General features: G+C 73.3%; 15 protein-coding genes, 2 tRNA genes and 1 pseudogene. 4 read left to right on the forward strand and 14 right to left on the reverse strand.

What is annotated here, in order from left to right:
- Window positions 1–204: 204 nt before the first annotated feature.
- On the forward strand, window positions 205–648 hold the full coding sequence (locus tag IE287_RS30850) for a MarR family winged helix-turn-helix transcriptional regulator (protein WP_189852538.1): 444 nt from the start codon (window positions 205–207) through the stop codon (window positions 646–648).
- A gap of 123 nt (window positions 649–771) precedes the next feature.
- A pseudogene (locus IE287_RS30855) lies at window positions 772–2,268 on the forward strand (MDR family MFS transporter); the annotation flags it as partial.
- Between the two features lie 112 nt (window positions 2,269–2,380).
- Here the strand turns inward: IE287_RS30855 and IE287_RS30860 are convergent.
- The 14 genes from IE287_RS30860 to IE287_RS30925 form a co-directional block, all read right to left on the reverse strand.
- Window positions 2,381–3,154, reverse strand: coding sequence for a TetR/AcrR family transcriptional regulator (locus IE287_RS30860; RefSeq protein ID WP_189852539.1), 774 nt, complete (start codon window positions 3,152–3,154; stop codon window positions 2,381–2,383).
- A gap of 47 nt (window positions 3,155–3,201) precedes the next feature.
- A complete protein-coding gene (locus tag IE287_RS30865; RefSeq protein ID WP_189852521.1) occupies window positions 3,202–4,719 on the reverse strand; it encodes a DHA2 family efflux MFS transporter permease subunit in 1,518 nt (505 codons plus the stop codon).
- A gap of 74 nt (window positions 4,720–4,793) precedes the next feature.
- Window positions 4,794–7,025 (reverse strand): ArnT family glycosyltransferase, encoded by a 2,232-nt coding sequence (locus tag IE287_RS30870; RefSeq protein ID WP_189852522.1) that lies wholly within the window; start codon window positions 7,023–7,025, stop codon window positions 4,794–4,796.
- Window positions 7,022–8,335, reverse strand: coding sequence for a bifunctional glycosyltransferase family 2/GtrA family protein (locus IE287_RS30875; RefSeq protein ID WP_189852523.1), 1,314 nt, complete (start codon window positions 8,333–8,335; stop codon window positions 7,022–7,024). The genes IE287_RS30870 and IE287_RS30875 overlap by 4 nt, the downstream gene beginning before the upstream one ends.
- The gene (locus IE287_RS30880) at window positions 8,332–9,912 is read right to left on the reverse strand and encodes a sensor histidine kinase (protein WP_189852524.1); all 1,581 of its coding nucleotides are present in this window, start codon (window positions 9,910–9,912) and stop codon (window positions 8,332–8,334) included. The genes IE287_RS30875 and IE287_RS30880 overlap by 4 nt, the downstream gene beginning before the upstream one ends.
- Window positions 9,913–9,917: 5 nt before the next feature.
- Window positions 9,918–10,673: a response regulator transcription factor gene (locus IE287_RS30885; RefSeq protein WP_308436897.1), complete on the reverse strand. Its 756-nt coding sequence runs from the start codon at window positions 10,671–10,673 to the stop codon at window positions 9,918–9,920.
- A gap of 108 nt (window positions 10,674–10,781) precedes the next feature.
- Complete coding sequence (locus tag IE287_RS30890) at window positions 10,782–11,684, reverse strand: amidohydrolase family protein (protein WP_189852525.1); 903 nt, start codon at window positions 11,682–11,684, stop codon at window positions 10,782–10,784.
- Complete coding sequence (locus tag IE287_RS30895; protein ID WP_189852526.1) at window positions 11,671–12,006, reverse strand: antibiotic biosynthesis monooxygenase family protein; 336 nt, start codon at window positions 12,004–12,006, stop codon at window positions 11,671–11,673. The genes IE287_RS30890 and IE287_RS30895 overlap by 14 nt, the downstream gene beginning before the upstream one ends.
- Window positions 12,007–12,093: 87 nt before the next feature.
- Window positions 12,094–12,966 carry a DUF2797 domain-containing protein gene (locus IE287_RS30900; protein WP_189852527.1) on the reverse strand — a complete coding sequence of 291 codons (873 nt, stop codon included), beginning with the start codon at window positions 12,964–12,966 and terminating at the stop codon, window positions 12,094–12,096.
- Between the two features lie 164 nt (window positions 12,967–13,130).
- Window positions 13,131–13,961 (reverse strand): BRO family protein, encoded by an 831-nt coding sequence (locus IE287_RS30905; protein ID WP_189852528.1) that lies wholly within the window; start codon window positions 13,959–13,961, stop codon window positions 13,131–13,133.
- 126 nt (window positions 13,962–14,087) lie between these two features.
- Complete coding sequence (locus IE287_RS30910) at window positions 14,088–14,453, reverse strand: PH domain-containing protein (protein WP_043224835.1); 366 nt, start codon at window positions 14,451–14,453, stop codon at window positions 14,088–14,090.
- 90 nt (window positions 14,454–14,543) lie between these two features.
- Complete coding sequence (locus IE287_RS30915; RefSeq protein ID WP_189852529.1) at window positions 14,544–15,842, reverse strand: VCBS repeat-containing protein; 1,299 nt, start codon at window positions 15,840–15,842, stop codon at window positions 14,544–14,546.
- A gap of 150 nt (window positions 15,843–15,992) precedes the next feature.
- Window positions 15,993–16,065 (reverse strand) — tRNA-Arg (locus tag IE287_RS30920).
- A gap of 341 nt (window positions 16,066–16,406) precedes the next feature.
- Window positions 16,407–16,497, reverse strand: a tRNA-Ser gene (locus IE287_RS30925).
- Between the two features lie 324 nt (window positions 16,498–16,821).
- On the opposite strand from IE287_RS30925, the gene IE287_RS30930 reads away from it, so the two are divergent.
- Window positions 16,822–17,301 carry an SSI family serine proteinase inhibitor gene (locus tag IE287_RS30930; RefSeq protein ID WP_189852530.1) on the forward strand — a complete coding sequence of 160 codons (480 nt, stop codon included), beginning with the start codon at window positions 16,822–16,824 and terminating at the stop codon, window positions 17,299–17,301.
- Window positions 17,302–17,452: 151 nt separating this feature from the next.
- Window positions 17,453–18,189, forward strand: a 737-nt coding sequence (locus IE287_RS30935; protein WP_189852531.1) for a PAS domain-containing protein, incomplete at its 3' end; no start/stop codon positions are given.

The following is an 18,189-nucleotide window of genomic DNA, read 5'->3' on the forward strand; positions in this document are numbered from 1 at the left end:
AGGACCCTAGCGAAAGCGGGGTGAAGGGCCCAAGCCCCGGCACCCCGCCTCCTCCGGGGGGCCGCCGCACCTCCGCTTTGCCGATTCTTTAGCGCCGTTTGACCGATTTAGTTTGCCTGGAGCAACCATCCATCTCTATGGTTGCCCTAAGCAACAAGTTGGACCGGGATGACCCACACGATCGACACGGGCAGGGGGCGCGCCATGGAGACGCGGAACCGCTACGAGGACCTCGCCCGCGCCATCAGCGCCTTCGGGGCCGTGAAGCGCGGCATCGCCCGCGTCCTGCCCGGGGAGTGCCAGGGCGGCTCCGCCGCCGTGCTCGCCCTGCTGAAGCACCACGGCGACATGCGGATCAGCCGGCTCGCCGAGCTCATGGCCGTGGACATGTCGGTGTGCAGCCGCCACGTGACGCACACCGTCTCCCACGGCTGGGTCGAGCGACTGCCCGACCCCGACGACGGCCGCTCCCGCATCCTGCGGCTGACCCCCGGGGGCCTCGCGATGCTCGCGGAGCTCGACCGCCGGGTGACCGAGGCCTTCGCACGCCACCTGACCGAGTGGTCCGACGACGACGTCGCACTGCTCACCACCCTGCTCGCCCGCCTCCGCGACTCCTTCGGAGACTGCCGGGCCACCCACGCCTGACCACGCCGGCAGCGCGTGCACACGCTTGAACACGCTGGAAAACAGAGGAACTTCATGGCTACGACCACACCCGACACCGGTGTGCGGGGCGCCCCGGCCGGACCCGGAGACACCGCAGCTCCGATGACGCACCGTCAGATCATGGAGGCGCTCTCCGGGCTGCTGCTCGGCATGTTCGTCGCCATCCTGTCCTCGACGATCGTCTCCAACGCCCTCCCCCAGATCATCACCGACCTGGAGGGCGGCCAGTCCGCCTACACCTGGGTCGTCACCGCGACCCTGCTCGCGATGACCGCCACCACCCCGCTCTGGGGCAAGCTGGCCGACCTCTTCTCCAAGAAGCTGCTCATCCAGATAGCCCTGACCATCTACGTCGCGGGCTCGATCGTCGCCGGCCTCTCCCAGTCCACCGGCATGCTCATCGCCTGCCGCGTGGTCCAGGGCATCGGCGTCGGCGGTCTCACCGCCCTCTCCCAGATCATCCTCGCCGCGATGATCGCCCCCCGCGAGCGCGGCCGCTACAGCGGCTACCTCGGCGCGGTCTTCGCCGTCGCCACCGTCGGCGGTCCGCTGCTCGGCGGCGTCATCACCGACACCGAGTGGCTCGGCTGGCGCTGGTGCTTCTACGTCGGCGTGCCGTTCGCGATCATCGCCCTGGTCGTCCTCCAGAAGACCCTCAAGCTCCCGGTCGTGAAGCGCGAGGTCAAGGTCGACTGGGCCGGCGCCTTCTTCATCAGCGCCGCCGTCTCCCTGCTGCTCATCTGGGTCACCTTCGCCGGTGACAAGTACGACTGGATGTCCTGGCAGACCGGCGTCATGCTGGCCGGCTCGGTCCTGCTCGGCGCGCTCTTCGTGCTCGTCGAGTCCCGCGCCTCCGAGCCGATCATCCCGCTGCGCCTCTTCCGCAACCGGACCATCACCCTCGCCTCGCTCGCCTCGCTCTTCGTCGGCGTCGCGATGTTCGCCGGCACGGTCTTCTTCAGCCAGTACTTCCAGCTGGCCCGCAACGAGTCGCCGACGATGTCCGGCGTCCTCACCATCCCGATGATCGCCGGCCTCTTCGTCTCCTCGACGGCCTCCGGCATGATCATCACCAAGACCGGCCGGTGGAAGGCGTGGCTGGTCAGCGGCGGCGCCCTGGCCACGGGCGGCCTCGGGATGCTCGGCACGATCCGCTACGACACGACGTACTGGCACATCGCGGTCTTCATGGCGGTCCTCGGCCTCGGCCTCGGCATGATGATGCAGAACCTGGTGCTCTGCACCCAGAACCAGGTCGACCCCGCCGACCTCGGCGCCGCCTCCTCGGTCGTCACCTTCTTCCGCTCCCTCGGCGGCGCGATCGGCGTCTCGGCGCTCGGCGCGGTCATGGCCCACCGGGTCACCGACTACGTCAAGGAGGGCATGACCGAGCTCGGCCCGAAGGCCGCGCAGGCGATGGGCCAGGCCACCGGCGGCGGCATCCCCGACATGGACAAGCTGCCCGCCCCGATCCGCACCGTCATGGAGAGCGCGTACGGGCACGGCGTCGGCGACGTCTTCCTCTACTCGGCGCCCTTCGCCCTGCTCGCCTTCCTGGTGACGCTCTTCATCAAGGAGGTCGCGCTGAAGAGCAGCACGACCACGGCGGACGAGAAGTAGGGACGCGCGGAGAAAGCTCCCGGCCGCGCTTCGAGCGGAGGCGCGGCCGGGCAACGGTGGAGCGGCGGGCAGGGGACGGCCCGCCGCTCCGTCACGTTCCGGCGGACTCCCGGGCCACCATCGCCTCGATGCCGGCGACCAGGATGTCCAGGGCGTAGGCGAAGTCCCGCTCCCAGATGTCGGTGACGCTGCCGTGCGAGGCCCGCTCGTCGAGGATGTCCGTCATCGGCTCCAGCGCCTCGCGGAACTGCGGGTCGTCGCGGAAGGCGGCGACGGAGCCGGTGTAGAAGTCGTCCTGCGACATCCCCGCCTCGGCCGCCCGCCGCTCGAACTGCGACTCGATCGTCCCGTAGCCGTACACGAACTGGAAGACGGCCGACATCGCGCCCGGCTGCCCGGACAGCGGCAGCCCGGTCCCCCGGATCGCCTCCTGGATCCGGGAGCCGACGGCGATCGCGCACGGCCCGATGTTCAGGTACTGGCCCGCGCACGGCGACATCCACGGGTGGCGGACCAGCATCCTGCGGTAGTCCAGGGCGAGCGTCCGGATCCGCTCCCGCCAGTCGGCGCCGGCGTCGACCGCGTCCAGGTCGATCTCCCGGTACACGGTGTCGATCGCGTACTCGATGATGTCGTCCTTGGTGTCCACGTACCAGTACAGGGACATCGCGGTGACCCCGAGCTCGGCCGCGAGCCGGCGCATCGAGAACCCGCCCAGCCCGTCCCGGTCGAGCATCCGGACCGAGGCGGCCACGATCCGGTCCCGGTCGAGTCCGGCGGGGCCACCGCCGCTGCGGGGGGCCCGCTGCTCCAGCCAGACGCTGGAGCCCGCCGGGTTCTTGGCCCGGTCCGCAGCCTTGACCATCCGGTTCCTCCGTGCGTCAGCGGTCGTGACCATGCGTCGGCACCATGCTAGGCAGCGATGACGGCCTCGGGGGCCGCGGACTGCTCCGCCCGCTCCGCCCGCTTCAGCAGGAGGGCGGCGAGCAGACCGCCGGCGAGGACGGAGACCGCGCCGACCAGCTGGCTGGTCTGGAGCCCGGAGGCGAAGGCGTCGGAGATCCGCGCCCGCTCGGCGTCGTCGCCGGCCGCCGCCAGGGCCGCCGGCAGCGAGGCCGCGGTGACGGTGACGAGGGCGGCGAAGCGGGCGTTGAGGACGGCGCCGAGGACCGCGACGCCCAGGCCGTTGCCGAACTCGGCGAGGGTGCCGTTGACGCCCGCGCCCACCCCCGCCTTCTCCGGCGGGATCGCGCTCATGATCGCGTTGGCCATCGCCGGGTTGGAGACCGCGAGCCCGGTGCCCATCAGGACCAGGCCGAGCAGCATGCCCCCGTAGGTGCCGTCCGTGCCGCCGCCGACCAGCGCGATCGAGGCGAGACCGGCCGCGACCAGCGTCATGCCGACCGTCACGGTGAGCGGGGTGCCGAGCTTCATCACGATCCGCGGGCCCACCCCGGTCAGGTTGAGCAGGACCACGGTCAGCGCCAGCGGAGCCATCCGCAGCCCGGCCTCCAGGGGCTCGTACCCGAGCACGAACTGGAGGTGCTGGGTGAGCAGGAACATCGAGCCGCCCATCCCGAACATCACCAGGATGGCTCCGGCGACCGCGCCCACGAACTTCTGGTTGCGGAAGAAGTGCATGTCGAGCATCGGGTACGGGGTCCGCAGCTCCCACAGCGCGAACGCGGCGAGCACCACGACGCCGATCGCGGCCGGGAGCAGCACCTCGCCGGAGGTCCAGCCGTGCTCCGGGCCGGTGATGATCGCGTACACGGCGGCGGTCATGCCGACCGTGGAGAGCAGGGCGCCCATGAGGTCGGGGCGGTCGCCCTGCGGGTTCTTCGACTCGGGGACCAGCTTGAGGACGGCGACCAGGCCGATCACGGCCACCGGGATGTTGATCAGGAAGATCATCCCCCACCAGAAGTGCTCGAGGATCACGCCGCCGATCAGCGGTCCGGCGGCGAAGCCGAGCGAGCTGACGGTGGCCCAGAGCGCGATCGCCTTCACCCGCTCGGAGTCGTCGAAGATCTGCATGACGACCGCGAGCGTGGTGGTCATCAGGAGCGCCCCGCCGACGCCCATCCCGGCGCGGGCGGCGATCAGCTGCGCGGTGGAGCCGGCCAGGCCGGCGGCGAGCGAGCCGAGGCCGAAGAGCGCGAGGCCGACGGCGAGCAGCTTCTTGCGGCCGTAGCGGTCGGCCGCGTTGCCGGCCGTGAGGAGCAGTCCGGACTGGACGAGCGAGTAGGCGTTGATCATCCACTGGATGTCGCTGGTGGAGGCGTGCAGCTCCGTGGTCAGCGAGGGGATGGCGACGCTGAGGACGGTGTTGTCGAGGAGGACGGTGAGCTGGGCGAGACAGATGACGCCGAGGATCAGCCAGCGCTGGGGGTGGCCGCCGGTGGCCGTTGGCGTGGCCGAGGCCGTCATGGAGACTCCTTATACGGTGTACGAGGCGCGGTGCCCGTACACCGTACAAGGGCTCTCTTACGCCGTATAGCGATTTACCGCTCCGGCGCGGTCAGGTCGTAGAAGGTGGCTCCGCCGACGGTCGTGGCGGTGTAGTTCTCCTGGACCCAGGCGCTGATCTCCGAGCTTCCGCCGACCCCGCCGCCGGGGCCGCCCGTGCCCCCGCCGCCGATGAAGTAGTGGATCCTCCCCTCGGCGACGTACCGCTGGAACCGGGCGAGGGTCGGGGACGGGTCGCTGCCGTTGAAGCCGCCGATCGCCATGACCGGCTTCTCGGTGGCGAGCTGGTAACCGGCCGCGTTCTGCGCGCCGATCGCCGCGGCGGCCCAGGTGTACGCGTCGGCGTCCTGGAGCAGCTTCGCCTTCGCCTCCTCACCGACGCTCGCGCCGTTGAGGAGACCGCCCATGCCGCCGCCCACGCCGTCCCGCTCGCCGGCGTTCGGCATCCCGCCGGCGTTCGGCATCCCGGCGGCGTTCGGCATCCCGGCGGCGTTCGGCATCCCGGCGGCGTTCGGCATCCCGGCGGCGTTGGGCATCCCGCCGGCGTTCGGCATCCCGCCGGTGGGGGGCTGCTGGCCGCCCTGAGCGCCGCCGTCCGGGAAGCCGTCCGGGGCCTGCCCGTTCCGACCGCCGTCCGGGAAGCCGTTCGGGGGCTGCGCGCCGCCGTTCCGGCCGCCACCGCCGTCCATGCCGCGGCCCCCGCCGGGGAACTCGCCGCCGCCCGGGAAGCCGCCGCCCGGCCCCCGGCCGCCGAAGCCGGCGCCCGACGGCCCCGCCGTGACGATCGAGCCCTGATGACCGGTGGAGAGCGTCTCCAGGGTGTACGCGAACGGGCCCGCGAGTCCCGCCGCCAGACCCAGGCCCGCCGCCGCGAGGCCGAGGCGCCGGTCGACCCGGCCCGCCGCGAGCAGCCCGAGCGCCGCCGCCGCGCCCGCGACCAGCACGGTCCAGCGCAGCCACGGCAGGTACTCCGGCGTACGGCCGAGCAGCACCCAGCCCCACCAGGCCGTCACGCCCACCGCGCCCGCGAGCGCCGCCGCGGCGGGAAGCCTGGTCCGCTCCTCCCACAGCACCGCCGCGCCCATGCCGATCAGGGCGGCGAGGTACGGGGCCAGCGCCACCGTGTAGTACTCGTGGAAGATGCCGGCCATGAAGCTGAAGACGGCCAGCGTCATCAGCAGCGCCCCGCCCCACACCAGGAACGCGGCCCGGGCGGTGTCCGTGCGCGGCGCCCTCCAGGTGACGACGAGCCCGGCGAGGAGCAGCACCAGCGCGGCCGGCAGCAGCCAGGAGATCTGGCCGCCGACGGAGTCGCCGAACATGCGCAGCAGCCCGGCCTCGCCCCACCGGCCGCCCCCGCCGCCGGGTCCGCCCCCGCCGCCGACGCTGCCGACCTCGTCGCCGTTGATCCGGCCGAGGCCGTTGTAGCCGAAGGTCAGCTCCAGGAAGCTGTTGTTCTGCGAGCCGCCGATGTACGGGCGCGAGGCCGCCGGCCAGAGCTCGACGACCGCCACCCACCAGCCGCCGGAGACGAGCAGCGCGAGCCCGGCGAGGCCCAGCTGCCCGAACCGCCGCAGCGGCCGCGCCGGGGCGCACACCGCGTACACGAGCGCGAGCGGCGGCAGGATCAGGAAGGCCTGGAGGGTCTTGGTCAGGAACGCGAAGCCGAAGGCCACGCCCGCACCGACCAGCCACTTCGCGGCCCCGTCGGCCTGCTCCAGGGCCCTCAGCACCGCGTACACGGCCACGGTCATGAGGAGCGCGAGCAGCGCGTCCGGGTTGTTGAAGCGGAACATCAGCGCGGCGACCGGGGTCAGCGCGAGCACCACGCCCGCGATCAGCCCGGCGCCCGCCCCGAAGCGGCGGCGGACGGCCGCGTACAGCACGGCGACCGTGCCCACCCCCATCAGCACCTCGGGCAGCAGGATCTGCCAGGAGCCGAGGCCGAAGAGGCGGACGGAGAGCGCCATCGGCCAGAGCGCGGCCGGCGGCTTGTCGACGGTGATGGCGCCGGCCGCGTCGAGCGAGCCGAAGAAGAAGGCCTTCCAGCTCTCGCCGCCGGCCTGGACGGCCGCCGAGTAGAAGGAGTTGGCGTAGCCGGAGGCGCTCAGGTTCCACAGGTAGAGCGCGGTGGTGACGGCGAGGAGGCCGAGGAGGGCGGGGCGCACCCAGGGGGCGTCCTCGGGGCGGCCGCGCCACAGCCGGGCGAGCCGGGCGGGGGCCGCGGCCGGGGCGGCCGGGGTCGCGCGGGGGTTCGTTGCGGTCATCGGTCGGCCCCCGTGGGGTGTCGGCGCTCCGGGAAGACCCAGAGCCGGAAGAGCAGGAAGCGCAGCACGGTCGCGGCGAGGTTGGCGACGACCAGCACGGCGAGTTCGGTGGAGTGCGCCGGATCGCCGGTCGCGGCGCCGAGCGCGGCGAGCGAGCCGCTGGTCAGGGCGAGGCCGATGGCGAAGACCACGAGCCCCTGGGCCTGGTGGCGGACGGCCCGGTCCCGGCCCCGGACACCGAAGGTGAGCCGTCGGTTGGCGGCCGTGTTGGCGACGGCGGAGACCAGGAGCGCGGCGGCGTTGGCGATCTGGGCGCCGGCGCCGAGCCGGAAGAGCGAGTAGAGCGCGAGGTAGAAGAGGGTGGAGAGCACGCCGACCACGCAGAAGCCGACGAGCTGGCGGGCGAGCCCCCCGGGCACCCCGGTCAGGTCGCGGTCGCGCGGGTCGTCGCCGAAGGGCCGGGCGAGCCGGTCCAGCGGCAGCGAACCGGTCGCCAGCGCCCGTCCGACCCGCCAGACGCCCTTCAGGTCGTCGGTGGCGGTCCGCACGAGGTGCACGGTCGAGTCGGGGTCGTCGACCCAGTCGACCGGCACCTCGTGGATCCGCAGCCCGGCCCGCTCGGCGAGCACCAGCATCTCGGTGTCGAAGAACCAGCCGGTGTCCTCGACCATCGGCAGCAGCCGCTCGGCGACATCGCGCCGGATCGCCTTGAAGCCGCACTGGGCGTCGGAGAAGCGGGCGGCGAGCGAACCGCGCAGGATCAGGTTGTAGGCCCGGGAGATGAACTCCCGCTTGGGCCCGCGCACCACCCGCGAGGAGCGGGCGAGCCGGGAGCCGATGGCCAGGTCGGAGTGGCCGGAGATCAGCGGCGCGACGAGCGGGAGCAGCGCGTTGAGGTCGGTGGACAGGTCCACGTCCATGTAGGCGAGGACGGGGGCGTCGGAGGCCGACCACACGGTCCGCAGCGCCCGGCCGCGCCCCTTCTGCTCCAGTCGCACCGACCGCACCTCGGACAGTTCGGCGGCGAGGGCGGCGGCGAGGGCGGGGGTGGCGTCGGTGGAGGCGTTGTCGGCGACGGTGACGCGGAAGCCGTACGGGAAGGTGCGCCTCAGGTGCGCGTGGAGCCGGCGGACGCACGGCTCCAGGTCCTTCTCCTCGTTGTAGACGGGGATCACCACGTCCAGAACGGGCCGCCCCGTTTCGCTCACCGGCAGGTGCTCCCGGGCGGGGAGGGTGCCGGGGGCCTGCGTCGCGGGCCCCGCGAGGGTGTGGGTTCGCATGCACCCGACCCTTGCCGGGCCCGCTGTCATGCCTGTGTGACGAGCCTGTGGTCATCCTGTGAGTCCGCCGCCGGGGCGGTCGGCGGCGCCGGGGCGGCGGCCGGGAAGCACACCCGGAAGACGGTCCGGCCGGGCACCGAGTCGACGCTCACCTCGCCGCCGTGGGCGGTGACGACGGCCCGCACGATGGCGAGGCCGAGTCCGGTCGAGCCGGCCTGCCGGGAGCGGGAGGCGTCGCCGCGGGCGAAGCGCTCGAAGACGGCGGGCAGCAGCCCGGGCGGGATGCCGGGGCCGTCGTCCTCCACTTCGACGACGAGGGCGGCGGGGCCCTCGCCGTGGACGCGGGCGGTGACGGTGGTCCCGGGCGGGGTGTGGGTCCGGGCGTTGGCGAGCAGGTTGACCAGCACCTGCTGGAGCCGGGCGGAGTCGCCCAGGACGGGCGCGGGCCCGGCCTCGTCGGGCAGTTCGAGGCGCCAGTGGTGGTCCGGGCCTGCGGCCCGGGCGTCCCCGAGGGCGTCCACGACCAGCGGGACGAGGTCGGTGGTCTCGTGCGAGAGGGGGCGGCCGGCGTCGAGCCGGGCGAGCAGCAGCAGGTCCTCCACCAGGCCCGTCATCCGGGTGGCCTCGGACTCGATCCGGCCGAGCGCGTGCCGGGTGTCGGGCCCGCACTCCTCCCCTCCGCGCCGGGTGAGTTCGGCGTAGCCGCGGATGGAGGCGAGCGGGGTGCGCAGTTCGTGACTGGCGTCGGCGACGAACTGCCGGACGCGGGTCTCGCTCTGCTGGCGGGCGTCGAGGGCCGCGTGGACGTGGTCGAGCATCCGGTTGAGCGCGGCACCGACCTGCCCGACCTCGGTCCGGGGGTCGGCCTCGGCCTCCGGGACCCGCTGGTGGAGGGCCACCTCGCCGCTGTGCAGCGGCAGCCGGGCGACCTGGGCGGCGGTGGCGGCGACCCGGCGCAGCGGACGCAGCGCGATCCGCACCAGGACCGTCCCGGCGAGGGAGGCGGCGGCGAGGGAGGCGCCGGTGAGGCTCAGTTCGACGAGGACGAGGGTGGAGAGGGCGTTCTCGACCTCGGCGAGCGGGATGCCGGTGAGGAAGGTGCCGTGGGCGCCCTCGGTATGGACGACCCGGTAGGAGCCGAGTCCGCCGGGCAGGTCGACGGTGTGCGGCCGGGAGTCGCGGGGCACGGCGGCGAGCGCGGCCTTCTGCGCCGGGTCCAGCGCCTCGACCGGGAAGCGGGGGCCGTCGGCCGTGCCGGTGCCGGGGACCTCCGTCGAGTACCCCGCCTCGGTGACCTCTCCTCCGTCCACGACGGCGCCGAGCGTCCCTATCGGGGAGCCCGGCGTCCCGAGGAAGGCGAGCGGCTGGCGGTCCCGGCCCCCCGGGGCGGGTCCGAGCGGTCCCGCCGGCGGCCCGGCGGCACGCTGGGCGAGACCGGTCAGCTGTTCGTCGGCCCGGTCGTAGAGGTAGGAGCGGTAGGCGATGGTGGTGACCGTGCCGATGACGGCCGCGACGACCGCGATCAGCGCGACGGCGGAGACCACCAGCCGCGTCCGCAGCGACCACGGCCGCCCGGCGCGGCCGCGGAGGCGGGGACGGAGGGCCATGGGGCCTACTCCCCCGGCTTGATGAGGTAACCGGCCCCCCGCCGGGTGTGGATCATCGGCGGGCGCCCGGCGTCGATCTTCCGCCGCAGGTAGGAGATGTAGAGCTCGACCACGTTGGCCTGGCCGCCGAAGTCGTACGACCACACCCGGTCGAGGATCTGCGCCTTGCTGAGCACCCGGCGCGGGTTGCGCATCAGGTACCGCAGCAGCTCGAACTCGGTCGCGGTCAGGTGGATCGAGTCGCCGCCCCGGGTGACCTCGTGACTGTCCTCGTCGAGGGTGAGGTCGCCGACCGCGAGCACCGACTCGCTGCGGGCCTGCGCCGCCCCGGAACGCCGGATCAGGCCGCGCAGCCGGGCCACGACCTCCTCCAGGCTGAAGGGCTTGGTGACGTAGTCGTCGCCCCCGGCCGTGAGTCCCGCGATCCGGTCCTCGACGGCGTCCTTCGCCGTGAGGAAGAGGACCGGCACCTCGGGCAGCTCGCGCCGGATCGAGCCGAGCAGGCTGAGCCCGTCGGCGTCCGGGAGCATGATGTCCAGGATGACGACGTCGGGCCGGAACTCGCGCACGGCCCGCAGGGCGCCCGCTCCGTCCCCGGCACTGCGGACCTGCCAGCCCTCGTAGCGCAGGGCCATGGAGAGCAGTTCGGAGAGGGAGGCCTCGTCGTCCACGACGAGGACGCGGACGGCGGTGCCGTCGGCACGGAGCAGATCGGCGCGGGTGCCGCGGCGGGCTGAAGTGCTGCGAGTGGTGACGGTCATGGACCCACGCTCGCCGCCGCCGCTGAGATCCCCCTTGCGCTTTCCTGTGAATTCCCTGAGAAAGCAGCGCGGCCCGCCCGTCGTTTCACGTGAAACGACGCGGCCCTCTCAGGGTTTCACGTGAAACAACGCGGCCCCGTTGTCGTGCAGGACGGACCGCATCCAGGCGTCCCCGAGCCCCAGCCGTTCGAGGGCGTGGAGCTGGTGGAGGTACGGGTAGGGGATGTTCGGGAAGTCGGAGCCGAGCAGGACCCGGTCCTGGAGACCCCCCAGCCGCTTGAGCGCGTCGGGCGGGAAGGGCGCGAGCCGCTCGCTGAAGTCCGTGAAGGCCATGGTGGTGTCCAGACACACGCCCGGGTACCGCTCCGCGAGCCCGAGGAAGTCCTCGTACTCCGGCATCCCCATGTGCGCGACGATCAGCCGCAGTCGCGGGTACCGGGCGAGCAGCCGCCCGGCCGGTCCGGGCCCGGTGAAGGCGCCGGGCGCGGGGCCCGAGCCGCAGTGGACGACGACGGGCGTCCCGCTGTCGGCGAGCAGCCCCCACACGTCGTCGAGCAGCGGATCGTTCGGGTCGAAGCCGCCGACCTGGACGTGCACCTTGAAGACCCGGGCGCCCTCGTCGAGGGCCTGCCGCACGTACGCGGCGACTCCGGGCTCGGGGAAGAAGGTCGCCGTGTGCAGGCAGTCGGGCGTCCGGGCGGCGAACTCCGCGGCCCAGGAGTTGAGCCAGGCGCCCATCCCGGGCTTGTGCGGATAGAGCATCGAGGTGAAGGCGAGCACCCCGAAGCCGCGCAGCAGTTCGACCCGCCGGTCCTCCTCCTCGCGGTAGGTGATGGGCCAGGGCTGCCCGGTCATCGGACCCACCGCGTCGAAGTAGGCCCAGACCTTGTCGAGGACGTTCTTCGGCATGAAGTGGGTGTGCACGTCGACGAGCCCGGGCAGCCCGAGCCGCGCGGCGAACGCCCGGATCGCCTCGGCCTCCTGGAGGCCGCCCGCGTCACCCCCGGTCAAAGCCGTAGCTCCGCTCGATCTTGCCGATGTGGACGCTGTACGCCTCGTACCAGTGCGCGCGTCCGTGCTTCTTCGCCGCCGCGTGCACGGAGTCGAGGCGCCAGGCGTCGAGGGCCTCCAGGTCGCGGAAGTAGGCCACGGTGATGCCGAGGCCACCGGGGGTGCGGGCGGACTCGTGTCCGAGGAACCCCGGGACGGTGGCGACCCGCTCGCTCAGCTCGGCGGCGGTGTCGGCGTACCCCTCGGGGGCGTCGGGGCGTAGGGAGGTGAACACGGCGGTGTAATAGGGAGGTTCGAGTCCGGAGATCGGCTTCTGCGTCATGTGATCACCCTCGCCGGGCGGAGCGGCCGGTGTCCACGGGCGCCGGTCAAAGGGATCCAAGACTTTACGCACGGCGGTCGCGGCCGGTCAGAACAGTCCGTCCTGCTCCGTCCTGGCCTCCGGGGCGCCGCCGACCGGCACGCTCCAGGGCTCGCCCTCGCCGGCCCGGGCGAGGCCCCACCCACCGAGCAGCCGCCCGTCGAGCACGAGGTGGCGCCCGTCGGGGACGCCCAGGTGGAGGTCGGGTCCGGCGGCGGCCAGCACCCGCCCGGTGACGACCCCGCCCTCGACGAGTTCGGCGACGGTCCCGTCGAGCGGGGGCAGCGCGCCAAGGCCGAAGAGCTCCCCGTGGTCGTGCGCGGTGAACGGCAGCGCCTCCAGGGTCTCGCCCCAGCCGCCGACGCCGAGGGCGCGCGCGTGCAGCTCGGCGAGCTCCGCGGCCCGGGCCCCGGCGTCCGGCGGGCCGACCCGCAGCGCCCGCTTCCGCTCGTACGCCACCCGGTCGGGCACGCCGAGCGCCTGGCGCAGCACCTCCTCGGTCCGCCGGGCGCCCATCAGCGGTCCGCGTCCGAGCCAGCAGAAGGCGACGGCCCCCTGTTCGCGCAGGCGCGTGTCGCCCCGGTGTTCCCCGGTGATGCCGGCCTTGACGGTGCCGGGTCCGAACCAGGCGAGGTAGACGCGGTAGGGCCGGGGGTCGTCGGCGAAGGTGTCGGCGGCGACGGAGTGGGCCCGGTCGAGCCGCGCGCAGTCGGCGCAGAGCCCGCCGGTGGAGCGCCCCGGCACGGCGGCGCCGACGGGGCAGGCGTTGCCCCGCGCCCCGGCGCAGGCCCGGCCGCCCACGGCCCGGAAGGCGAGCGGCCGCCCGTACACGACGGGGCTCACCCGCCCGCCCCACCAGCGCAGCCCGGCGGAGCCCCCGCTCCACCCGACGCCACCGCTCCGCCACACGACCCCGGCCACCTCCCGACTCCTCCCCCAGTCTCCGCCACCCCCGCCGGCTTCCTCCTCTCCCCGCGGCCTTCCGCCCCCCTCCCGGCCGCTTCCCGCTCCTCCCCGCGGCTTCCGCCCCCCTCCCGGCCGCTTCCCGCTCCTCCAGGCCGCCTCCGCCCCCGTCCTCCGGCCGCTCACGGCAGGACGTAGATCCGGGTCCCGTCCGGGCAGGGGTCGCCGACCTCCCGCATGCAGCCCCGCTCGATGAGCAGCCGGACGCAGTCGCGGACCCGCTCGCCGGAGAGGCCGGTGCGACGGGTGACGTCCTGCGGGTGGCAGCGGACGCCGCCGCGGATCAGGGCGGGGGCGAGGAAGCTGGCCACGGCCCGCATGTCGCCGCTGATCTCCCAGGACTCGACCAGTTCCTGGGCGCTGAGCCGGGGCGGACCGTCGGCGCCCCGCTGCCGGGGGACGGCGAAGGACCGCTCGAGGGAGTCGGCGACCCTGGAGAGGCTGTGCCGCGTCTCCCGCAGCAGCCGCGCGTAGTCGGCGTGCTCGGCCAGGTCGGCCGCGCCCTCGTCGAGCCGGGCCTCCAGGCGGACGAGTACGTCGACCAGTTCGGGCGGGAGGACGAACCCGCTGTGCGCCGGGGCCGGTTCGAGCCCGTATCCGCCGTGCCGCTGCACTTCGCCCACCAGCTCGCCCACCCAGGACCGGAACGGCCCGGCCTCGGGCGAGCGGCAGGCGGTGACGAGCTGGACGAGGCCGGGGAGGCTCACCATGCGCGCGGAGCCGCGGATGCCGCTGCGCGCGAGCAGGTCCGGGCTGGGGGCCAGTTCACGGGCGGGTGCCAGGCACCAGGCGGGCAGCCGCACGCTCCGCAGCGCCTCGCGCGATCCCGCGTACCCGAGCCGCCGTGCCACGTCCACGACGGGGAACCAGTGCGCCCCGTCGATCGCGGTCAGCCGCCTCAACCGGCCCCCGGCGGCGGCCCGTACGAAGTCATCGATGTCGATCGCGTCCAACGATGATCACCTCCACGCGCACGTTAGGCCGAAGGCATATTCAACTGACATGCAAATCAGATGGATTCACTCAAAAGGGGAAGGCCCCGGGCAAACCCGGGGCCTTCGAAAGAGGTTCGCGTCCCGTCAGCGGGCGACGAACTGCGTGAGGATCGCCTGCACCTCGTAGATGTCCACGCCCTTGGTGAACGTCTTGGTGACGGGCAGCTGCTGACCCGAGATCCAGATCTTCAGCTCGGCGTCGAGGTCGAAGGTGCCGGCCGTCTCGACGGCGAAGTGGGTGATGCTCCGGTAGGGGATCGAGTGGTACTCGACCTTCTTGCCGGTGATGCCCTGCTTGTCGACGAGCACGAGACGCCGGTCCGTGAAGAAGATGACGTCGCGGATCAGCAGGTACGCGGCGTGCACCTGCTCCCCCTGCCCGAGCAGCCGCGCGTAGTCCTGCTGCGCCTGCGCCGGATCGATCGCGTGTGCGTTCCCGAAGAGCGCCATGCCCTTACCCCCCATTTTTCAGCCGAAAATACGATCACCTGAACCTAACCCCACCGGGCCCTCACCTGGCAACGCCCGGCGGGGACGAGCTCAGAAGACCGTCTTGTACGTGGTGGAGTCACCGTTCACGGAGATCATGCGGGCCGGCCAGAAGGGCCTGCTCGTGCTGTCGAGGGCGTAGTAGACCGCGGAACCGGAGGGTCCGATGGCGTAGAGGCTGCTCACGCCCCTGGGGCTCACGCCTCCGGGGACGATGTGGGTGTACTTCTGCCAGCCGCCGCCGACCTTGCGGCGGGCGGTGAAGGTGCCGTCGCCCCGGCCGAGGTAGAGCCAGAGGACGCCGTCCCTGTCACGGGCGAGCAGGTCGCCGCCGGTGGCGCCGGCGATGTTCCCGGGCGCGGTCAGCAGGTTGTAGACCTGCCAGCCGCCGCCGATCCTCTTCCGGGTGCGGAAGGGGCGGTTCGCGTCGCCGGTGGAGGCGTAGAACCACAGGGTGCCGGCGGTGTCGGTGGCGAGGAGGTCGCCGCGTCCGTCGCCGTTCAGGTCGGAGCCGCCGGCGATCCTGTCGTAGACCTGCCAGCCGCCGCCGACCTTCGTGCGGGGCAGCAGCTTCCCCTTCTCGCTCCGGTGGAGCCAGAGCACGCCGCCGCGGTCGCGGCCGACGATGTCGTCGTCGGCCCCGCCGGCGGCGTTCCCGGGCGAGGCCATCAGCGTGTACGTGTTCCACCCGGTGCCCAGCGTCGTCGGGGTGGTCGCGCGCAGCGGGGGCCGGCACCCCTCCTCCCAGCACTCGGAGTCCAGGGCCTCCAGCTGCGAGAGCTCGTAGGCGGACAGCTTCCCGCCGCTGTCGCGGACGAGCACGTCCGCGACCCCGTTGTCGGTGAAGTCGCGCGGTTCGGTGCCCCGGACCACGGTGAGCGCGCCGGAGCGGAGGACGGGGTCCCCGACCCCGCCCTCCGGGTGGGCCGTCATCCTCCAGGTGTGGGCGCCGTTGGGGGTGCCGAAGTACTTCTCGGAGAGTCCGTCCCAGGAGACGTGGCTCCCGAAGTGGTCCGGCTCCCACCACGAGGTGAGCGTCGTCTTCCGGCCGGTGGCGGTGTGGGTGAGCTCGACGACCACGTCCACGTCGCGCTGGTTGAACTCCCACCTCATCTGCTGGCGGGGCTCCTGGTCGAAGTCCATCACCTCGGGCACGGTCTCGCTGGTCATGACGAGTCCGGCCGCCTCGCCGCCGGCCGCCGCCCGTCCGTCCGGGGCCTGCGCCACGGCCCCCCTGCCCGGCGCGGCCGCCGCGGTCCCGGGAAGGACCAGGCCTCCTCCGGCGACGGTGGCGGCAAGGGCGACGGCGACGGCGGTGAGCCGGCGGCGGGTCGAGCGGGGGCGCATCACGGCGGGTGCCTCCTCGAAGGGCCACGACGATCGCGGCGCATCCCGCCGCACCACCAAGACCGGGGAGCCCCCCGGAAGGTTGTACGCGCGCGCCCCTCACTCCGCATACGCGAGAGGCCCCGGACTCTCGTCCGGGGCCTCTCGTCACTGTGCACTCGGCAGGATTCGAACCTGCAACCTTCTGATCCGTAGTCAGATGCTCTATCCGTTAAGCTACGAGTGCTTGTTCTTTTGTTTCTCTCGCCTCCGCTCCCCGGCCTTTCGGCCCGCTCGCGGCGACAGGAAGAACATTACATGACTGCCGCCGTCCTGTGAAATCCGATTAGCCCAACCCCCCTGACCTGCGGAAACGCTCCCAGAGGGGGTGACGGGCAGGCGGGTGGAGCGAGGGCTTCCAGGGGCGGAAAAGGCGTCGGAGGCGCCGAAAGAGACCGGGGTCACATGCGAGCGGGCCCGGGGGCCGCACGGATCGGGGCGCGGGGCAAGAGGGCGGGGGAAGAACACCGCGGAGAGCGGTCCGGGAACGACGGAAGCCCCGGCCGCGGGGCCGGGGCTTCCTGAGGGCGGAGGCGGAGGGATTTGAACCCTCGATGGGCGATAAAGCCCAAACCGCATTAGCAGTGCGGCGCCATAGACCGGACTAGGCGACGCCTCCTCGCACCCCCGCGCATGCGCGGAAGGTGCGTGCAGATGATGACACAGGCGAGCCCGGTGCCACCAATCGCTTTCACCGTACTAGGCGGGCGGCGCCCAGGGCAAAGCCCCCGGCGCGTCCCCGCACGCTCCGCGCCCCCCTCGCCGCCCTCCCCCTCACCGTCCTACCCCCTCGCCGCCCTCCCCCTCGCCGAGACCGGACCCGCGCGGCGCACCCCGGTTGCGCAACGCGCGTGGGGCCGGAGCGTTAGAGGGGGCGGGGGCGCGTCGGGCGTGCCCGGCCGTCCCTTCCGATCCGCCCGATCCCCCTCCCCGGAGTGCCCCCATGCCGCTGCGCCGCCTCGTCCTCGCCTCCGCCCTCGCCGCCGGCCTCCTCGGCACCGCCGTCGGCGCCGCCGCGGCCGGACCGCTCCCGCTCCCGTCGCTGCCACTGCTCCCGCAGCCGCAGTCCCAGCCCCAGCCCCAGCCGCAGCCCGATTCGCTGACGGTGACCGTCACGGGGAGCGGGAACCGGGAGGCCGAGGGGAGCTGGAAGCTGACCTGCGACGACCGGCCCGGGGGTGACCACCCGGCGGCCGCGCGGGCCTGCGAGCGCCTGGAGGGCCTCGCGCGCGCCGGGGAGGACCCCTTCGCGCCGGTGCCCGCGGACCGGATGTGCGCGCAGGTGCACGGCGGGGCGGTGACCGCCCAGGTGACGGGCGTCTGGCAGGGGCGGCGGGTCGACGCCCGGTTCTCCCGCGCGAACGGCTGCGAGATCGACCGCTGGGAGAACGTGGAACCGCTCCTTCCGAGCGTCCGGGGCTGACGGACGGGGGCGCCGTTAGACTCCCTCAGTGACAGGGTCGCCGCCCGAGGGGCAAGATGGGGCCGGCCCGCCGTCACGGCACATGCCGGACGGCGTACACCGCGGGCACAGCACGCGGGCAATTGCAGGGCGTCAGGGAGGAAACGTCGTCGTGAGCAGCAGGCCATCCCGAGGCGCTGCTCGCCTCGCAGCCATACTCGACGCCCTCCCCGACGGCCTCGTGCTGGTCAACTGCAACGGCACGGTCGTCAACGCCAACACCATCGCGCTCGGCATGTTCGAGACCCCCGGCACCGCGCTCGTCGGGCGCGGGCTGCTCGACCTGCTGCCGACGTTCGACTCGCGGCTGATCCCCGGCTCCATGCGCCGCCCCGACCCCGCCGACGAGCGGGGCCGCACCAAGCCGATGCGGATGATCGCCCGCCGGACCGACGGCGGCGAGTTCCCGGTCGAGGTGACCAGCGCCAGCCTGGAGGACGGGCGCGAGGCGTACGACTCGTACAGCGGCTACACCGGCGACGAGCTGCTGATGCTCGTCGTGCGCGACCTCACCGGCACCCTCGACACCGAGGCCGAGCTGGCCCGCTCGCAGCGGCAGACCGAGATGATCCTGCGGGCCGCCGCCGAGGGCGTCGTCGGCACCGACACCGACGGCCGGGTCGTCCTCGTCAACCCCGCCTTCGCACAGATCCTCGGCTACCGCGCGGGCGAGCTGGGCGGGGCCGAGCTGCACCCGCTGATCCTCGCCAAGCGCGCCGACGGCACCCCGTTCCCGTACGAGGAGTCGCCGCTCGCCGACACCCTCAAGTCCGGCCGCAAGCACCGCGTGCGCGGCCAGGTCCTGTGGTCCAAGGCCGGCGAGCGGGTCCCGGTCGACCTCACGACCGC

Origin of the sequence: Streptomyces omiyaensis (assembly GCF_014650895.1) — a bacterium.
Classification (GTDB): Bacteria; Actinomycetota; Actinomycetes; order Streptomycetales; family Streptomycetaceae; genus Streptomyces; species Streptomyces omiyaensis.